At 70.9% G+C, this 18148-nt stretch carries 19 protein-coding genes; 9 read left to right on the top strand and 10 right to left on the bottom strand.

All coding sequences use genetic code 11. The features are described from left to right. Positions 1–211: 211 nt before the first annotated feature. A complete protein-coding gene (locus tag BMX74_RS13020; protein WP_256256930.1) occupies positions 212–949 on the top strand; it encodes a DUF4118 domain-containing protein in 738 nt (245 codons plus the stop codon). A 7-nt stretch (positions 950–956) separates the two neighbouring features. Here BMX74_RS13020 and BMX74_RS44030 read toward each other — a convergent pair whose 3' ends face one another. The 5 genes from BMX74_RS44030 to BMX74_RS42980 all read right to left on the bottom strand — a co-directional run bounded on the left by BMX74_RS44030 (position 957) and on the right by BMX74_RS42980 (position 3453). Next, a complete protein-coding gene (locus BMX74_RS44030; RefSeq protein ID WP_177227328.1) occupies positions 957–1109 on the bottom strand; it encodes a hypothetical protein in 153 nt (50 codons plus the stop codon). 33 nt (positions 1110–1142) lie between these two features. Then, positions 1143–1295: a hypothetical protein gene (locus BMX74_RS44035; RefSeq protein ID WP_177227329.1), complete on the bottom strand. Its 153-nt coding sequence runs from the start codon at positions 1293–1295 to the stop codon at positions 1143–1145. 2 nt (positions 1296–1297) lie between these two features. Continuing rightward, positions 1298–1780, bottom strand: coding sequence for a hypothetical protein (locus BMX74_RS13025; RefSeq protein WP_091100460.1), 483 nt, complete (start codon positions 1778–1780; stop codon positions 1298–1300). Between the two features lie 66 nt (positions 1781–1846). Continuing rightward, the gene (locus BMX74_RS13030; protein ID WP_143078640.1) at positions 1847–3265 is read right to left on the bottom strand and encodes a hypothetical protein; all 1419 of its coding nucleotides are present in this window, start codon (positions 3263–3265) and stop codon (positions 1847–1849) included. Next, positions 3262–3453, bottom strand: a complete 192-nt coding sequence (locus BMX74_RS42980) for a hypothetical protein (RefSeq protein WP_143078641.1) — start codon at positions 3451–3453, stop codon at positions 3262–3264. Before BMX74_RS42980 ends, BMX74_RS13030 begins: the two co-directional genes overlap by 4 nt. Before the next feature lie 78 nt (positions 3454–3531). On the opposite strand from BMX74_RS42980, the gene BMX74_RS13035 reads away from it, so the two are divergent. The 8 genes from BMX74_RS13035 to BMX74_RS13070 all read left to right on the top strand — a co-directional run bounded on the left by BMX74_RS13035 (position 3532) and on the right by BMX74_RS13070 (position 12406). Then, positions 3532–3909: a hypothetical protein gene (locus BMX74_RS13035; RefSeq protein ID WP_143078642.1), complete on the top strand. Its 378-nt coding sequence runs from the start codon at positions 3532–3534 to the stop codon at positions 3907–3909. 257 nt (positions 3910–4166) lie between these two features. Then, positions 4167–4256, top strand: coding sequence for a K(+)-transporting ATPase subunit F (gene kdpF / locus BMX74_RS42990; RefSeq protein ID WP_055504528.1), 90 nt, complete (start codon positions 4167–4169; stop codon positions 4254–4256). Beyond that, the gene (kdpA, locus tag BMX74_RS13045) at positions 4256–5917 is read left to right on the top strand and encodes a potassium-transporting ATPase subunit KdpA (protein WP_055504529.1); all 1662 of its coding nucleotides are present in this window, start codon (positions 4256–4258) and stop codon (positions 5915–5917) included. The genes kdpF and kdpA overlap by 1 nt, the downstream gene beginning before the upstream one ends. A 1-nt stretch (position 5918) precedes the next feature. Further along, positions 5919–8042 carry a potassium-transporting ATPase subunit KdpB gene (gene kdpB, locus BMX74_RS13050; protein ID WP_091100464.1) on the top strand — a complete coding sequence of 708 codons (2124 nt, stop codon included), beginning with the start codon at positions 5919–5921 and terminating at the stop codon, positions 8040–8042. After that, positions 8043–8903: a potassium-transporting ATPase subunit C gene (locus BMX74_RS13055; RefSeq protein ID WP_091100467.1), complete on the top strand. Its 861-nt coding sequence runs from the start codon at positions 8043–8045 to the stop codon at positions 8901–8903. 1 nt (position 8904) lies between these two features. Next, positions 8905–11442: a sensor histidine kinase gene (locus BMX74_RS13060; protein ID WP_091100469.1), complete on the top strand. Its 2538-nt coding sequence runs from the start codon at positions 8905–8907 to the stop codon at positions 11440–11442. After that, complete coding sequence (locus tag BMX74_RS13065) at positions 11439–12107, top strand: response regulator (protein ID WP_055504533.1); 669 nt, start codon at positions 11439–11441, stop codon at positions 12105–12107. The genes BMX74_RS13060 and BMX74_RS13065 overlap by 4 nt, the downstream gene beginning before the upstream one ends. Beyond that, a complete protein-coding gene (locus BMX74_RS13070) occupies positions 12104–12406 on the top strand; it encodes a hypothetical protein (protein WP_055504534.1) in 303 nt (100 codons plus the stop codon). The genes BMX74_RS13065 and BMX74_RS13070 overlap by 4 nt, the downstream gene beginning before the upstream one ends. Here BMX74_RS13070 and BMX74_RS13075 read toward each other — a convergent pair. From BMX74_RS13075 to BMX74_RS13095, 5 genes are all read right to left on the bottom strand, one after another. After that, a complete protein-coding gene (locus tag BMX74_RS13075) occupies positions 12379–13068 on the bottom strand; it encodes a class I SAM-dependent methyltransferase (RefSeq protein ID WP_177227330.1) in 690 nt (229 codons plus the stop codon). The two genes, BMX74_RS13070 and BMX74_RS13075, sit on opposite strands and share 28 nt — an antisense overlap. Before the next feature lie 367 nt (positions 13069–13435). Beyond that, positions 13436–14053, bottom strand: coding sequence for a DUF1707 SHOCT-like domain-containing protein (locus BMX74_RS13085; RefSeq protein WP_091100477.1), 618 nt, complete (start codon positions 14051–14053; stop codon positions 13436–13438). Between the two features lie 3 nt (positions 14054–14056). Further along, complete coding sequence (locus BMX74_RS13090; protein WP_256256932.1) at positions 14057–14851, bottom strand: alpha/beta fold hydrolase; 795 nt, start codon at positions 14849–14851, stop codon at positions 14057–14059. A 176-nt stretch (positions 14852–15027) separates the two neighbouring features. Continuing rightward, positions 15028–15195, bottom strand: coding sequence for a hypothetical protein (locus tag BMX74_RS44040; protein ID WP_176573385.1), 168 nt, complete (start codon positions 15193–15195; stop codon positions 15028–15030). Between the two features lie 553 nt (positions 15196–15748). Then, on the bottom strand, positions 15749–18094 hold the full coding sequence (locus tag BMX74_RS13095; RefSeq protein WP_256256933.1) for a heavy metal translocating P-type ATPase: 2346 nt from the start codon (positions 18092–18094) through the stop codon (positions 15749–15751). Between the last annotated feature and the right edge of the window lie 54 nt (positions 18095–18148).

Here is an 18148-nt window from a genome sequence, read left to right on the forward strand (position 1 = left end):
GAACGGGAACGGGCAGCCGGGGCAGGTGCAGTTCGTGAGGCTGTCGCAGCCGGCGGAGACCTCCTCCCACGGCGAGGGGCGATGCCGCGGTGGTGCGCTGCCCCGCGCTCAGGGGGAGGCTGACCCGTGAACCATCACGCGCGACAGGGTAGGTGGATAACGGTCTGTTGATCGCGGAGAGGGCGGGGGTGGTGCAGGGATGGGTGGCCGCGTGAGGCGCCTCGGTCCAGATCGTGTCGCGTTCCTGGCCGCGCTGGTGGCGCCGCTGGGCGTCCTGGGTGCGCTGGTGCCGTTTCGTGACAGCCTGCCCAACACCAGCGTCGTGCTCGTCCTGGTCGTGATCGTGGTCGCGGTCGCAGCTCTGGGTAACCGCCTGGCCGGCGCGCTGGCGGCGCTTTGGGCCGCTGTGTGGTTCGACTTCTTCTTCACCCAGCCCTACCAGCGCTTCACCATCAGCAGGCCCGCCGACATTCAGGCCGCGCTGTTGCTGCTCGTCGTGGGCCTGGTGGTTTCGCAACTGGCTGCCCGCGCCCGGCGGCTGCAGGTGGTGACCATCACCGACGCTGACTACCTGACCCGCATCCACGACACCGCCGAACTGGCCCAGAGCGCCAACGCTCCGGAAACGGTGGTCGATCACGTCACCGCTCAGCTCCCCGAGGTGCTGCGCCTGCGTGGGTGCCGTTTCGAGTACGGCACCCTGATCGGCCACCCGCCCAGGCTGGAGCAGGACGGAAGCGTGACCTGGGGCCGCAGGCGCTGGGACGCCGATCAGTTCGGCCTGCCCGACACGGAAGTGGAACTGTGTGCCTTCGGCAACGGCCGCTTCTACGGCCGGTTCATGCTCGACCCCACCCCGGGGACGATCCCGCCCTTGCAGGCGCGGCTGGTCGCGGTCACCCTGGCCGATCAGGCGGGGTCGGCACTGGACACCGCCGCGGGCCGGTGACGGCCGCTTAGGTGGAGGGAGCGGCGGCGCCGATGCCCCGGTAGGTGCGGTGCACCGCCTCGAACGGCAGGACCAGGGCGGCGACGGCCACGAACACCAGCCAGCCGCCCTCGCGCCATCTGGCCGCCAGCTCCACCACCAGCGCCACGCCGGTCAGCACGGCTGGCAGCCCGTTCAGAACGGCATGGCCCCGTTAGCCGGGGCCGCGCTCCAGACGCCAGTGCCTGACCACGCCGATCTGGGAGAGGGCGAAGCCGATGAACACCCCGATGGCGAAGATCGGTACCAGCGCCTGCGTGTTTCCCTCCACGGCGAGCAGCAGGACCAGCGCCAGGACGGCGAGCACCGTTACGTCGTAACGGTAGACCTGCCGGTCGGCGCGCAATGCGAAGACGTGCGGCAGGTGGTGGTCCTGGGCCAGGCGCGAGGCCAGGACGGGCAGCCCTCCGAAGGGGGTGTCGGCCGCGAGGCGCGCAGCAGCAGCACCGCCCCGACGGCGGCGGTCGCCGAGCCGGTCGGGTGGGCGGGCGCGGTGGCGGGCTGCTCGCGCAGCAGCCCGGCCAGCACGACGGCGGCGATCGCCGCGACGAACACCACGGTCGGAGCGATCATCACCTTCGCGTACTCAGCGACGCCGTACAGGTCGACGGCGGTGATCCGTGCCAGGACGAGCACGCGCAGCAGTGCCCGCTCGCCGTGCAGGACCACGATGGCCACCGTGACCGGCAGGGTGAATCCCAGCCCCTGGCTGCCGGCCGCAGCGAGCACGATCACGATCGCTTCCGGCCCGTACGCCACGGACGACAGCGCGTCCAGCGACAGCGCGGCCACCCCTTGTGGGGCGGTGAGCCGGTCCTGCTCGCGAGCCGCCCCGATGGACTCGCGACGCGCCGCTTCTCAACACCGGCCCGCTCGGACATCCGAGGTCGGTCGGAACGGCCAGGCGGCGGCCCGTGCCCGCTCGATGGCGGGGATCGCGGCGAACCACCCGTCGTTGACGTCGCTGATGACGTGCTGGTGGCCGGGGACGGTCATGGCGCCGGCGGCCTCGGCAGCCGCCGCGGGGTGGGTCAGCACGATCACCCGGTCGTGCTCTCCGACCTGGTCGCGTACGGCCCACGCCACCGAGTGCGCACCGCCCGGTTCTTGGAAGCGTTCCACCGACTCCAGGACAGAGCCGCCCATTTCCACCCGGCCGGTGACGGGGCCGAACTCGGCCACCTCCACCGACGGCGAGCGCAGCGCCAGCGCGGCGGCGAACGCCGCCGCGGCCTCCGCCCTGCTCAGACCTGCGACCTGTACGGCCATCGCCGCGCAGCGGTCGACCAGGACCAGCGTGCGTCCCTCCAGGACGGGCACCTGCGCGAGTGCGTGGCCGAGGGCCTGCTCCAAGGCTCGTGACCAGCGTGATCCGGGCACGGTGCGGTACGCGGCGAGGATCTCCATCGGCAGGGCCCCGCCCCTCGCCACCGCCCCGGGGTCGGCGAGGCCGGCGCAGACCCGGTCGGCGACGTCCGCGCCCAGGCCCGCGGACTCGAAACCGCGCAGGCAGGCCAGTCGTTGCCGGTAGCTCATCGACGGCAGTACCGCCGCCCACGCCTTGCCGGTCATCTCCGTGCCGAGCCAGGCCTCCACCTGCCGCCAGCCCATCACGGCCTGGGCGAACAGCTCCGCCGAGTCGGGCCTGTCCAGCATGCGGACCCGCCTGGGTGCAGGCACGGCGAGGAGTTCGGCACGGGACCGCAGCACGACCAGTGACTCCGGTATGGGGCTGTCGGTCTTGAGCCGCTGGAACGCGTACCGGAAGACATCATTCTGGATCTTGCCGACGGGCCTGGGGCGGGTCCGGGCGATCACTTCTGCGAAGCGCATCGCGGCGTCCGGCGTGTCGTGGACGGCCAGCGCGTGCTCGTCGTACAACCGCTCGGCTGCCTCGCCGGCCGCATGCTTGATCGGTTCGGGGATCGAGCGGCCATACCGGACGAGCAGATGGTCCAGCAGGTCGCCGGGGTCGTCGGCGCGGATGAGCACCTCTTCGGCGAGCGGGCGGGTATCACCCGCCGAGCCGATCCCGGCGGTGAGCCGCGCGCGCAGGAACTCCGCGGTCGCGGCCAGCGCCAGCCGGCGCAGGGGAGCCTGCCTGCGCGCCCAGCCGAGGAACGCGCGCACCCAGATCTCGTCGGTCACCAACGCGGCGGTCAGGGACGCGAGCCGATCGCCCGGATCGGCCCCCGCCGGAGGGCCGGCGAGAGCGCGGGCGGCCAGTAGGAAGAGTTCCTTCCTGGCGGTGATCATCGCGGACTGTGTCGTGCTCATGTGCGGCGGGTTCGCACCGTCATTTCCCCGTTCTTGCCGCGGTCGTCGCCCTCACTCTTTCCTTCACCGAATTCCGAGGCAAGGATCTTGACGTCTTCTTGGCGCGTAGGAATCGCGTCAGCGGCCGTACGGAAAATGGAGGAATGCCGTAGGAACGGTACTTTCAGCAGATTTGTGCTGCGTTTCATGGAGAAGTGCTCCCCCACTGGAAAAGAAGAGTGTCGACGCGCCGGCGTCGTGTGGAAGTGCTGGTTCCGGTCGGGTTCGTGACAGCGGTCGGGGCCTGCGCCGTGTCCGCGGCGGCCTTCTCCGCGATGGGGCCGCGTGTCGTCCTGGTGGCGGCGGCCGTCGGCCTGTTCGGGGCGTGGGCGGGCAGCGATGTCGGGGCGGTGCTGACGGGACTGATGGCCTGGTGCTTCGCGACGGGTTTCCTGGTGCACACTGGAGGCGAGCTGGCGTTCGAGCGCCCCGACCTCGATCGGCTGGGTGTGTTCCTCGTGGTGGCGGTCGCGGGCTCGGTCTTGGGGCACCTGCGCCGCCTGTGTCGCGCCCGCCGCGGACGCCGCCGCCTGATGCGGGCTCGTGGGGACGTCCGACGGGCTCCCGTCCTCGCCGGTCGGGTCCATCCCCCTCAGCCACGGTGACCTGACGTCGGTGACCCCCTCGATCCGGGCGAGCACGTATGAAGGCCGTCAATATTTAGGCCGTGGCCGTATGAATCCCGTCAAGAACGACAAAACTCCCCAATCCCCATCGTTTCCTTGTCATACAGCCGCCCGGCAAGGGCGGCTGTGATCTCGTCATCGAACTGAGGAGTGGGGATGGCAGACGTCATCTTCGTCGCCCTGACGATCGCGGTCTTCGTGGTCTTCGGGCTGGTGGTGAAGGCGGTGGAGCGGCTGTGAGCGCCGTCAACGCCACCGGTCTCGTGGTCGTCGTGGCTTTGGTGATCTTCATGGTGGTGGCCCTGCTGTTCCCGGAGCGTTTCTGATGAGCACGACCGCCGCAGGGCTGATCTTCATCGTCTCCCTGATCGCCGCGCTGGCCCTGCTGCACAAGCCGTTCGGCGACTACATGTACCGCGTGTATTCCGGCGCCCGGCACAACCGCCTCGAACGCGGCGTCTACCGGCTGCTCGGCGTGCGCGCCGACACCGAGCAGAGCTGGCCCGTCTACGCGCGCAGCCTGCTGGCCTTCTCGGTGATCTCGATCCTGGTCGTGTACGGCATCCAGCGGCTGCAGGACAAGCTGCCGCTGAGCCTGGGCATGAAGCCGGTCACCGACCACATCGCCTGGAACACGGCGATCAGCTTCGTCACCAACACCAACTGGCAGGCGTACTCCGGCGAGTCCACGATGGGCCACCTGACCCAGATGGCCGCGCTGGCCGTGCAGAACTTCGTGTCCGCCGCCGTGGGCATGGCCGTGGCGATCGCCCTGGTACGCGGCTTCGCCCGGCGTAAGTCCGGCACGATCGGCAACTTCTGGGTGGACCTGGTCCGCGGCACGATCCGCATCCTGCTGCCGATCGCGTTCGTCGGCGCGCTGGTGCTGGTGTCCGGTGGGCTGATCCAGAACTTCTCTGGCGTGCACGAGGTCACCACGCTGACCGGCGGCGCCCAGTCGATCACCGGCGGGCCGGTCGCCTCGCAGGAGGTCATCAAGGAGCTGGGCACCAACGGCGGCGGCTTCTACAACGTCAACTCCGCCCACCCCTTCGAGAACGCGACGAGCTGGACCAACTGGTTCGAGATCTTCCTGATCCTGGTGATCCCGTTCAGCCTGCCGCGCACCTTCGGCAAGATGGTCGGCCAGGTCCGCCAGGGCTACGCGATCGTCGCCGTGATGGGGGTGATCGCGCTGACCAGCGTGCTGCTCACCAACCTCTTCGAGCTGGGCGGCCACGCGACCGTGCCGCAGGCCGTCGGCGCGGCGATGGAGGGCAAGGAGGTGCGCTTCGGCGTCGCCAACTCCGCCACCTTCGCCTCCGCCACCACCCTCACCTCGACCGGTGCGGTGGACTCCTTCCACGACTCCTACACGCCGTTCGGCGGCATGATGACGCTGTTCAACATGATGCTGGGCGAGGTCGCTCCCGGCGGTGTCGGCGCCGGGCTGTACGGCATGCTGATCCTCGCCGTCATCACCGTCTTCGTGGCCGGGCTGATGGTCGGCCGCACCCCCGAGTACCTGGGCAAGAAGATCGGCGCCCGCGAGATCAAGCTCGCGTCCCTGTACTTCCTCGTCACCCCGGCTCTGGTGCTGATCGGCACCGCGTCCGCGATGGGCTCGGCGGAGCAGCGGGCCGGCATGCTCAACAGCGGCCCGCACGGCCTGTCCGAGGTGCTGTACGCCTTCACCAGCGCCTCCAACAACAACGGCTCGGCCTTCGGCGGCCTCACGGTCAACACCCCCTGGTACGACGTGGCGCTCGGCCTGTGCATGGTCTTCGGCCGGTTCCTGCCGATCATCCTGGTGCTGGCACTGGCCGGGTCGCTGGCGGCGCAGGCGCCCGTCCCCGAGGGCGCGGGCACCCTGCCCACGCACCGGCCGCAGTTCGTCGGCATGGTCGTCGGCGTGACGATCATCCTGGTCGCCCTCACCTTCCTCCCCGCCCTCGCGCTCGGCCCCATCGCTGAAGGACTGTCCTGACATGCCAACCCCCGTACTCGAAGCGCCGGACCGGGCTCCCGAGCCCAAGAAGAGCGGCCCGGTCGGCGGCGGTCTGCTCGACCCCAGGCAGATGCTGAGGTCGCTGCCGGACGCGCTGAAGAAGCTCAACCCGGTCACGCTGTGGCGTAACCCGGTGATGTTCATCGTCGAGATCGGCGCCGTGTTCACCACCGTCCTCGCGGTGCTCGACCCGTCGTTCTTCGCCTGGGCCATCGTGATCTGGCTGTGGTTGACGGTCGTGTTCGCCAACCTGGCCGAGGCTGTCGCCGAGGGCCGCGGCAAGGCCCAGGCGGCCACGCTGCGCAAGGCCAAGACCGACACCCAGGCGCGCCGGCTGAAGAGCAGCACGTCCACCGAATGGGAGGCGGTCGGCGCGCCCGAGCTCCAGCAGGGCGACTACGTGGTCGTCGAGGCAGGTGAGATCATCCCGGGTGACGGCGACGTGGTGGAGGGCATCGCGTCGGTGGACGAGTCGGCCATCACCGGCGAGTCCGCGCCGGTGATCCGCGAGTCGGGCGGCGACCGCTCGGCGGTCACCGGCGGCACGAAGGTGCTGTCCGACAAGATCATCGTCCAGATCACCCAGAAGCCGGGCGAGAGCTTCATCGATCGCATGATCGCCCTGGTGGAGGGCGCGAACCGGCAGAAGACGCCCAACGAGATCGCGCTCAACATCCTGCTGGCCGCGCTGACCGTCATCTTCCTGGTGGCCACCGTGACCATGCAGCCCCTCGCCATCTACTCGAAGCTCATCAACCCCGGTGTGGCCGACTCGCTCGCGCTCGACGCGAACGGCGTCACCGGCGTGGTGCTGGTGTCGCTGCTGGTCTGCCTCATCCCGACGACGATCGGCGCACTGCTGTCGGCCATCGGCATCGCGGGCATGGACCGCCTGGTCCAGCGCAACGTCCTCGCGATGTCCGGCCGCGCCGTGGAGGCCGCGGGCGACGTCTCGACCCTGCTGCTGGACAAGACCGGCACGATCACGCTGGGCAACCGGCAGGCCGGCGAGTTCGTCCCGGTCGCCGGGGTGAGCGAGGCCGAGCTCGCGGAGGCGGCCCAGCTCTCCAGCCTCGCCGACGAGACCCCCGAGGGCCGCTCGATCGTGGTGTTCGCCAAGCAGCAGTACGGTCTGCGCGAGCGCCAGCCGGGCGAGCTGGCCCACGCCGAGTGGGTGCCGTTCACCGCCCAGACCCGCATGTCCGGCGTCGACCTGGACGGGCGCGAGGTCCGCAAGGGCGCCGCGACCGCGGTGATGAAGTGGGTTCGCGACCACGGCGGCCACCCCACCGAGGAGGTCGGCCACCTCGTGGACGGCATCTCCGGCTCCGGCGGCACCCCGCTGGTCGTCGCCGAGAAGGGCCGGGTGCTCGGCGTCATCCACCTCAAGGACGTGGTCAAACAGGGCATGCGCGAACGGTTCGACGAGATGCGCCGCATGGGCATCCGCACCGTCATGATCACCGGCGACAACCCGCTGACCGCCAAGGCCATAGCGGACGAGGCAGGGGTGGACGACTTCCTGGCCGAGGCGACGCCCGAGGACAAGCTTGCGCTGATCAAGAAGGAGCAGGAGGGCGGCCGGCTGGTCGCGATGACCGGCGACGGCACCAACGACGCGCCCGCCCTGGCCCAGTCCGACGTCGGGGTCGCCATGAACACCGGCACCTCCGCCGCGAAGGAGGCCGGCAACATGGTGGACCTCGACTCGAACCCGACCAAGCTCATCGAGATCGTCGAGATCGGCAAGCAGCTCCTCATCACGCGCGGCGCGCTCACCACGTTCTCCATCGCCAACGACATCGCCAAGTACTTCGCGATCATCCCGGCCATGTTCGCGGCGGTCTACCCGGGGCTGGACGCGCTCAACGTCATGCGCCTGGCCAGCCCCCAGTCGGCGATCCTGTCCGCGGTCGTCTTCAACGCGCTCGTCATCATCGCCCTGATCCCCCTGGCCCTGCGCGGGGTCAGGTATCGGCCCTCCAGCGCCTCCAAGTTGCTCTCCCGCAACCTCTACGTCTATGGCCTGGGCGGGATCGTCGCCCCGTTCGTCGGCATCAAGCTCATCGACCTGCTCATCCAGTTCCTTCCGGGGATGTCATAAATGGAACGCATGCCTAGCTGGATCCGCCAGCACCTCGCCGCGGTGAGGGCCGTGGCCGTCCTGACGGTGCTGCTCGGCCTGGTCTACCCGCTGGTCACCACGGGGGTCGCCCAGGCGCTCTTCAACGGCGAGGCCAACGGGTCGATCGTCCAGGTCGGCGGCAAGGACGTGGGCAGCGCCGTCATCGGCCAGTCCTTCACCGACGCCGACGGCAAGCCCGTCAGGAGGTACTTCCAGTCCCGCCCGTCGGCCGCCGGCGACGGCTACGACCCCACCTCGACCAGCGCCAGCAACCTCGGCCCCGAAGACGTCATCGACGTGCTGCCGGTGCCCGGCGCCAAGGACGCGGAGGGCAACCCGGACGAGGGCAGGCAGTCGCTCCTGACCCAGGTCTGCGCCCGCTCCAAGGCGGTCGGCGAGCTGGAAGGCGTCAGCGGCGCCCGCCCGTACTGCACCTCGGACGGGGTCGGCGCCGTGCTCAAGGTCTTCCCCGACCGGGCGGTCAGCGTCAACCAGGCGTGCCCCGCCGCCCCCTTCGTCGCCGCCTACCAGGGGCTGAAGGTGGAGTGCGCCAAGCCTGGCGAGGACTACGCCGCGGGCCGCACTATCCCCGTCAGGGGGAACGCGGGCACGCCCGCCGTGCCGGCGGACGCCGTCACCGCGAGCGGCTCCGGCCTCGACCCGCACATCTCCGTCGCCTACGCCCGGCTCCAGGCTCCCCGCGTCGCCAAGGAGCGCGGCCTGCCCCTGGACCGCGTCAAGGCGCTGATCGACGAGCACACCACCGGCCGGACGCTCGGCTTCATGGGCGAGCCCGCGGTCAACGTGCTCGAACTCAACCTCGCGCTCGACAGGAGGTGACATGAGAGGGCGGCTGAGGGTCTACCTGGGCGCCGCGCCCGGGGTCGGCAAGACGTACGCGATGCTGGGTGAGGGCCGCCGGGCCCTCGAACGGGGCCGGGACGTGGTCGTGGGCCTGGTCGAGACCCACGGCCGGGCCCGCACCGCCGCCCTGCTGGAGGGCATGGAGGTCGTCCCGCGCAGGACCCTCGTCCACCGGGGGGCCACCTTCACCGAGCTGGACGTGGACGCGGTCATCGCGCGCGCGCCGAAGGTGGCGCTGATCGACGAGCTGGCCCACACCAACGTGCCCGGCTCCAGGAACGTCAAGCGCTGGCAGGACATCGACGAGATCCTGGACGCCGGCATCGACGTCATCTCCACGGTGAACATCCAGCACCTGGAGTCGGTCAACGACGTCGTCCAGGAGATCACCGGGGTGCCGCAGCGGGAGACCGTGCCGGACGAGGTGGTGCGGCGGGCCGATCAGATCGAGCTGGTGGACATGTCGCCGGAGGCGCTGCGGCGCCGCATGGCGCACGGCAACGTGTACGCGCCGGAGAAGGTCAGCGCGGCCCTGTCGAACTACTTCCGTGTCGGCAACCTCACGGCCCTGCGTGAGCTGGCCCTGCTGTGGGTCGCAGGCAGAGTGGACGACCAGCTCGACCGCTATCGCGCCGACCACGGCATCGCCACCACCTGGGAGACCCGAGAACGTGTCGTCGTCGCTCTCACCGGCGGCCCTGAGGGTGACACGCTGGTACGGCGGGCGGCCCGCATCGCGGCCCGCAGCAAGGGCGCCGACCTCCTGGCGGTCCACGTGACCAGCGCCGACGGGCTGGCCGGCGCCGACCCGGCCAACCTGGCCCGCCAGCGCACGCTCGTGGAGAGCATGGGCGGCACCTACCACCAGGTCGTCGGCGACGACGTCCCGCGGGCTCTGCTCGACTTCGCGCGCGGCGTCAACGCCACCCAGCTCGTCCTCGGCGCCTCCCGACGCGGCCGGTTCGCGCAGATCCTCTCGCGCGGGGTCGGGGTGGAGACCACGGCCCGGTCCGGCTCCATCGACGTGCACCTGGTCACCCACGAGGAGGCCAAGAAGGGCCGGGGGCGGCCGGAGCGCTCCCGTGCCGCTCTGACGCGCAAGCGGCGGCTGACCGGATGGGCGGTGGCGGCGGCCGGGATGCCGATGCTGACCGCGGCGCTGGTGCCCTTCCGCGACGTGCTGCGACTGCCCAGCGAGATCCTGCTGTTCCTGTGCCTGGTGGTCGGCGTCGCGCTGATCGGCGGCATGTGGCCGGCGATCGTCGCGGCCGTGGGCGGCTCGCTCCTGCTCAACTGGTTCTTCACCCCTCCCATCGGCCGGCTGACCATCGCCGACCCGGAGAACCTGCTCGCGTTGATCGTGTTCGTGCTGGTCGCGGCGGCGGTCAGCACCATCGTGGACGTCGCGGCCCGCCGCACCAGGGAGGCGGCCCGCGCTCGTGCCGACGCGGAGGTGCTGTCCACGCTGGCCGGGCACGTGCTGCGCGGCGAGGCCGCGCTGCCCTCCCTGCTGGGACGCCTGCGCGAGACGTTCGCCCTGGACTCGGTCACCCTGCTCGAACGCCTGCGGGAGCCCACCCCGGACGACCAGTCCGAGCCGGGAGCCTGGCGCATCATCGCCACCACCGGCCAGACCCCGTGCACCAGCCCCGCCGTGGCCGACACCGACGTGAAGATCGACGACCGCCTCGTGCTCGCCGCCCGCGGCCGGCTGCTGGACGCCAGCGACCGGCGGGTGCTGGAGGCGTTCGCCGCCGAGGCCGCCGTCGCGCTGCGGCAGGAACGCCTGCAGGCGGAGGCCGAGCAGGCCAAACCGCTGGCCGAGGCCGACAAGATGCGCACCGCCCTGCTCGCCGCCGTCAGCCACGACCTGCGCACCCCGCTGGCGGCCGCCAAGGCCGCCGTCGAGAGCCTGCGCAGCCAGGACGTCGACTGGTCACCTCAGGACCGCGACGAACTCCTCGACACCGCCCACGAGTCACTGGCCCGCCTGGAGCGGCTGGTGGAGAACCTGCTCGACATGAGCCGCCTGCAGGCCGGCGTGCTCGGCCTTTCCCTCCAGCCCGTCGCCCTGGAAGAGGTCGTGCCCCGGGCGATCGACGATCTCGGAGACCTGCGCGATCGCATCGAGGGTGACATCTCGATCGACCTGCCCGAGATCGTCGCCGACCCGGCGCTGCTGGAGCGCGTGCTGGTCAATCTGATGACCAACGCGGTCCGCCACAGCCCGCCCGGCCGAAAAGTGCTGCTCACCGGGAGCCGGCACGACGACGACGTCGAGATCCGGGTCATCGACCGCGGTCCTGGCATCCCGCCCGAGGACCACGAGCGGGTCTTCCTGCCCTTCCAGCGGCTCGGCGACCGCGACAACGACACCGGCGTCGGCCTCGGCCTCGCGCTCTCGCGCGGGCTCACCGAGGCCATGGGCGGCACCCTCGTACCCGAGGAGACACCAGGGGGAGGCCTCACGATGATCGTCAGCATGCCGGTCCACTCCGGGGCGGTGACAGCATGACCAAGATCCTCGTCGTGGACGACGAACCGCAGATCCTGCGGGCGCTGCGCATCAACCTGACAGCCCGCCACTACGAGGTCGCCGTCGCCGCAGACGGCTCCTCCGCGCTGCGCGAGGCCGCCGAATGGCACCCCGACCTCATCGTCCTCGACCTCGGCCTGCCCGACATCGACGGCATCGACGTCATCCACGGCCTGCGGGGCTGGACCCGCACCCCCATCGTCGTCCTGTCCGGACGCGCCGGGAACCAGGACAAGATCGACGCCCTCGACGCCGGAGCGGACGACTACGTGACCAAGCCGTTCGGCCTCGAGGAGTTCCTGGCCCGCATCCGCGCCGTCTCCCGCCGCGCCGCCATCCAGGAGGCCGAACTGGCCAGCATCGAGATCGGCGACCGCGTCGTGGACCTGGTCGGCAAGACCGTCTCGGGCGGGCTCCGGCTCACCCCCACCGAATGGCACATCCTGGAGATCCTGCTCCGCAACCCCGGCAAGCTCATCCCGCAGCGCTACCTGCTGGCCGAGGTCTGGGGCAGCAAACACGTCAAGGAGACCCACTACCTGCGCCAGTACATGGCCCAACTGCGCAAGAAACTCGAACGCGACCCCGTCCACCCGGTTCATCTCATCACCGAGCCGGGGATGGGTTACCGCTTCATCCCATGACCCGGGCGCAGCGGTTCGGCGCCGGGCTCGTCCTCGCGGCGCTGGGCTGCGGGGTCTCGTCCCTGCTGGCCACGACCGCGGAGGCCCGGGTGACAGTCGTGGCCTTGGTCATCCTCGCGTACGGCGCCTGCGTCATGGACGTCGCCGCCGCTGTCTGCGCGGGCGTCACGGCATGGGCCCTGGCGGTGGCGTTCCTCCTCGGCGTGGAACGCGTCACCGACGCGCCCGCCGCCCTGGCCATGCTGGTGGCCGCGGCGGTCGCGGGCACGTTCTACGGCAGGTGGCGCGCGGGCCGGTGAATCCCGCCGGGCCGGGCGATGCCGAGCACGTGCGGGAAGCGGCGGAAGTCGAACCGGTTCTGGGTGTCGATGACGAACCCGGCCTGAAGGATGGCGGCCACGGTGTCCCGGGTCGGGCGGCAGCCTCCCGAAGCCCGTGACCAGATCGGCGTCACCAGCGCCTCCGCGAGCGTGACCAGACGGTTGCCCGAGCGCTGATGCTCGTAGAACCGCAGCTCGCCACCCGGCGCGAGCACTCGCCGCACCTCGCCGAGCGTCTCCTGCACCCGTGCAGAGCAGCAGAGCACCAGCGAGCACACCACCGCGTCGCAGGAGCCGCCGGCGACAGGCAAGGCCCCTGGGCTTCCGTTCAGGATCCGCACCGGCGTCGTCAGCCGCTCGGCGACGCTTCTCGCCGCCGCCCGCAGAAACGGATCCGGCTCCACCAGGACGATCTCCTCCAGGCCAGGCGGGTAGCAGCTGAGCTTGACCCCATCGCCCGCGCCGATCTCCAGGACGCGCCCGCTCAGCCCCGCCAGCAGCGCCGTGCGTTCGGGGGTGGGCTCGGACCTGTCACGGGGGCCGGTGCGGACCGGCCGGGGGTGGTGGAACTGCTCCATGCCGCTGTGGAAGGACTGGCCGGCGATGCGGAGATCGGAGTGATCATCCGTGCGAAGTGTCATTTCTCCTCCTGAGAACCGCATCCCCACTATCGGATGGCGTGCTCCCAGATGGGCGCCATTTCTACGGGTTCCTTATGCATTTGGCGAAAATTCTTATGCGTTTCTGATGGGACGGCCTTTGTCGGACCTTATCGGCCTTTGGAGGCCGTGAAAGTGCCGTAGATGCGGGTCAATGTGGCGTCCAGGTGCCGTAGGAATGGGTGCCAAGCGGCTTCTTCCCGTAAGAATGGGAGAATCCTCACGTAGGAACCCTGTCGGTCGTGGACGGGATCCGCGCCTATCGCGCCGCCCACCATCACGTCGTCGCTCAGGTGGTCGACGAGAAGGCCGGCTTGTGCCGTGGCCATCCATCCCGGGCCCCGCCGGGTCATCGGCGAGGGGCCTGCCACCGGGTGCTGAGCGAGCCGTGCCGCATCCGGCCCGCCAAGCGGACGTGCAGCGTCTCCGGCGTCTTGTCGCCCGCGTCGCTGCCGATCGCCAGTTGGCTGTGCCGCACCGACAGCTCGTTGGCGTCCACCACCATGCCCGGCGCGAGGACCAACTCCACGGCGCCTCCCCGCACCCGTAGGTCGATGAGCAGCTCGGGCGCGCTGCGCACCGCGCTGGTCAGGTCCAGCAGCACGTCGCACCAAGCGGTGCGCAGCGCCAGCCGGTACGGCAGCGTCCACCGGCCGTCGCGGCGTACCGTGCCGTGCCGCTCGTTGATGGTGAGCAGTTCGGTGGCCGGCTCGGCTGGGGCGCCAAGGAGCGGCAGCGAGAGCGCGCCGTCGCCGCCCGGCACCGCGACCAGATCGGCGACGAGCGGGGCCAGCGCGTCGACGGTGCGGGCGGCCAGCGCCCCGTCCAGCCGCTCGTCGAACTCGACCGGGTCGAGCCGGCCGTCGCCGACGGCGGCGCGCAGCAGTTCGATGGCCAGGTCGCGGTCCGCGTCGGACGCGCGCAGCGCGGGCGGGCCCGCCTGGCCGATCGTGATGCCGTCCGTCATGGCTCAGCCGACCGTGCGGCCGTGGGCGGCGGCGAGTTCGCGTACGGCCTGGGCGACGGCGGGGGAGTCATTGCGGAGAATCTTGCTGTGGTTGCTCGCGACCTTCGCGCTCACCTTGACGTTCGGGTTGCGGGCGAGCACCGGATCGAGCACGGCCCGCCCCTGTTCCATCTCCCCTTCCTCGCTCCCGAGGCTGTCACCCGTGGCCAGGACGAACCACACCGGGCAGGTCAGGCGTTCGAGGACGGGAACGCTGGCGGCGGCGATCTCGTTGAGTTCGATGTTGACGTCGGCGTGCTGGTCAGCGCTCATCCGCGCGGCCAGGCCGAGCCTGGCGGCGATCGGGAACAGCAACCGCATGCGGCGGAACAGCTTCCGGATCCGCTCCGCGCCGGCCTCGCCGGTGAGACCGACCGGGAAGGCGTCGACCGTGACCAGGCCGGCGACCCGGTCCGGATTCCGGTCGGCCCAGTGCCACCCCAGCACGCCGCCGTAGGACCATCCCACCAGGATCGGCCGGTCCACGCCCCTCGCTGCGAGGACGGCGTCGACGTCACGGATGCACGCCTCGAACGAGTAGTCCGCCGAGCGCTTCGATCTGCCGCGGGCGCGCTCGTCGTAGGTGATGTGCCGGTAGCCGCTGCCCAGGTCGGCGATGACGCGCCGCCAGTGCGACTGGTCGGCGTAGGCGCCGTTGAGGTAGACCAGGGGCTGGCCGGGCCCGCCGGTGTCGGTCACGGCCAGCGCGGTGTCATCGACCGGCACCATGCCGGTCCAGGCGGATTGCTTGATGGTCATGGGTTTCCTTTCAGGTCAGAAGCAGGTCAGGACCGGCGGATGGTGATGCCGCAGCAGGAGGTGCGGCCTGAGATCGGCATTGAGGGCACCACCCAAGGCGGTCGCAGGCAGGACCGAACCGCGGACCACCTCGCCGAGACGGACGCCGCTGTTGGGGTCTTCGCCTCCCCCCGCGCTCACCCGGTCGATAGGGGGCGTTCTTGATGACCGCGGTGCCCTCTGCCGTCTCCGATGCGCACCTCGCCGCATCCGGTGACGCGCCTCGCGGCGGCCATCAGTGAGACGGCGCCGTAGGCGGCGGTGCGCAAGGTGATCTTGTCCTGGTCGGCGAGGGCGATGGACATGGTGGTGTGCTCCTTCAAACCTGCCGCGCAAGGCACTCGGACGGACGGACGGCCTGATGCGGTTGCCGCATCGCTGGACCGTTCATGGCATCCACCATCGCCGACCACGCTGATACCAGGCCGTCGCGGTGCTGACACGACCCCTGACACGAATCACACCTGATCGCCCGGCGCCTCCGCTGACCTCGCGGTCGGCCCGACGCGGCCTTCATCACCAGCTCCACATTCTGCGGAGGGCGGGATCCAGGTATGCGTCTTGACGAGGGCTGCGCAGAAGGCGGCTGACTCTGGGTGGTGTGTCCAAGGCCAGAGTTGTCATCACCGCCGTCGTCGTCGAGGGCCGGCCCCAAGCAGAGGTCGCCCGCGCCCAAGCAGAGGTCGCCCGCGCCCAGGCAGAGAAGCCAGTAACGGCAAGGTCCTGTCGTTCTTCGAGCGTAAGGGTGGGGTCTAGGACGTCGCCGCTCGCGCGATCGCGGGGCCGTTGCGGGACCGTCCGTTGGCGCTGCTGACGATGACGCCGTTCGAAGGCGCATGTCGTCGTCCTGGTCGGCAGCTATTCCTGAGAGGCGGGGCGGGGGAGGCGCAGGCGCTTCAGCATCAGCGCGTTGACCGCCACGATGAAGCTCGACCCCGACATCGACAGGGCGGCGATCTCCGGCCGCAGCACCAGGCCGAACGCGGGCTCGAAGACCCCGGCCGCGATCGGCAGCGCGATGGTGTTGTAGCCGACGGCCCAGCCGAGGTTCTGGCGCATCTTGCGCAGCGTGCCGCGGCCGATGGCCAGTGCGGTGGGAACGTCGAGCGGGTCGGAGCGCATGAGCACCACGTCGGCGGTCTCGATGGCGACGTCCGTGCCCGCGCCGATGGCGATGCCGAGGTCGGCCTGGGCGAGGGCGGGCGCGTCGTTGACGCCGTCGCCGACCATCGCCACCTTCCGCCCGCCGCGCTGCAGCTCGGCGATCTTCGCGGCCTTGTCACCGGGCAGGACGTCGGCGATGACGGTGTCGATGCCGAGGCGTCCGGCGATGCGCCGCGCGGTGGCCTCGTTGTCGCCGGTCAGCATGATCACCTCGACCCCGGCCTCGTGCAGCGCCGCGACCGCCGCCGCGGAGGTCTCGCGCGGGGCGTCGGCGATGCCGATCACCGCGGCGGCTCGGCCGTCCACGGCGGCGATCACCGCGGTCCGGCCGCCCGCGGCCAGTTCCTCGCGGCGGGCGGCCAGCGGGCCGAGGTCGATGCCCTCGGCCCGCATGAGCTTCGCGTTGCCGACCGCGACCCGGTGCCCGTCCACCTCGGCTGTGGCGCCGTGTCCCGGGACGTTCTCGAACGTGCCCGCCTGCGGCCCGCCCGGCGCGCGCTGCTCCGCGTAACGGACCACGGCTTCGGCGAGGGGGTGTTCGGACTCGCGCTCGACGGCGGCGACCAGCCGCAGCAGCTCGGACTCCGCGAACCCGTCCACGATCACGTCCGTGACCTCCGGCTCGCCCTTGGTCAGCGTGCCGGTCTTGTCCATGACGACGGCCTGGACGCGGGCCGAGGTCTCCAGCGCGATCGCGTTCTTGAAGAGCACGCCGCGCTTGGCGCCCAGGCCGGTGCCGACCATGATCGCGGTGGGGGTGGCCAGGCCGAGCGCGTCCGGGCAGGTGATCACGACGACGGTGATGGCGAACAGCATCGCCATGCCGAACCCGGCGCCCGCCAGCAGCCATACCGCCAGTGTCACCCCGCCGCCGACGAGCGCGACGAACACCAGCCAGAACGCCGCCCGGTCGGCCAGCCGCTGCCCCGGCGCCTTGGAGTTCTGCGCCTGCTGCACCAGCTTGACGATCTGGGCGAGGGCGGTGTCGGCGCCGACCTTGGTGGCCCGTACCCGCAGCGTGCCGTTCCTGTTGATCGTGGCGCCGATGACCGCCGAGCCGGGCGCCTTGTGGACGGGCAGGCTCTCACCGGTGACCATGGACTCGTCCACCTCGCTCTTGCCCTCGACGACCTCCCCGTCCACCGCGATCTTGGAGCCGGGACGGACCAGCATCAGGTCGCCGACGGCGACCTCGGCGGTGGGGATCTCCACCTGCTCGCCGTCGCGGATCACCACCGCCCTGGGCGGCGCGAGGTCGAGCAGCGCGCGGATCGCGTCGTTGGCTCCGCCGCGGGCGCGCATCTCGAACCAGTGCCCGAGCAGCACGAACGCCGCCAGCACCGTGGCCGCCTCGTAGAACACCTCGCCGCCGCCGGTCAGCGTGATGACCACGGAGTACAGCCACCCGGCGCCGATGGCGACCGCGACGAGCACCATCATGTCGAGGGTGCGGGCCCGCAGCGCCCGTACCGCGCCGTCGAAGAAGATCCAGGACGAGTAGAAGATCACCGGGAGGCTGAGGAGCAGCGCCCAGACGTCCTCGCGCAGCCCGAACGGGACGGGCACGTGCAGGCCGAGCACCTCGCGGCCGATGGGGGACCAGATGAGGATCGGCACCGACAGCGCCGCGGCCACCAGGAACCGGTTGCGCATGTCGGCCACCATGGCCTCCATCGACATGCCCGCGTGGCCGCCGTGGCCCATCATCTCGTGGGGAGACGGACCCACCTCATGCTCGGCATGCCCAGGGTGCTTCATCATCTCGTGCGAGGGCTCGGCCATCGGGTCGCAGATGTGGGACGGCACCGACTGCCCGGCGCAGTGGTAGCCGCACTCGACGACCCACCGGCGCAGCTCGGCCAGTGAGGTCACCCGCGGGTCGAAGGTCACGGTGGCGGCCTGCGCGACGGGGTTGACCTCGACGCCCACGACGCCGGGCCGACGCCCGAGGACGGCGGCCACCACGTTCTGCTCGGAGGCCCAACGGACTCCGCTCACGTCGAGCACCGCGGTGCTGCGGTCCTTGGCGTCACTGGTCACGATGGCCCCTCCATCCAGATGGACGCTCGCCGACAGCGCGGACGGCATCTACCA

Origin of the sequence: Nonomuraea pusilla (genome assembly GCF_900109355.1) — a bacterium.
Lineage (GTDB): Bacteria > Actinomycetota > Actinomycetes > Streptosporangiales > Streptosporangiaceae > Nonomuraea > Nonomuraea pusilla.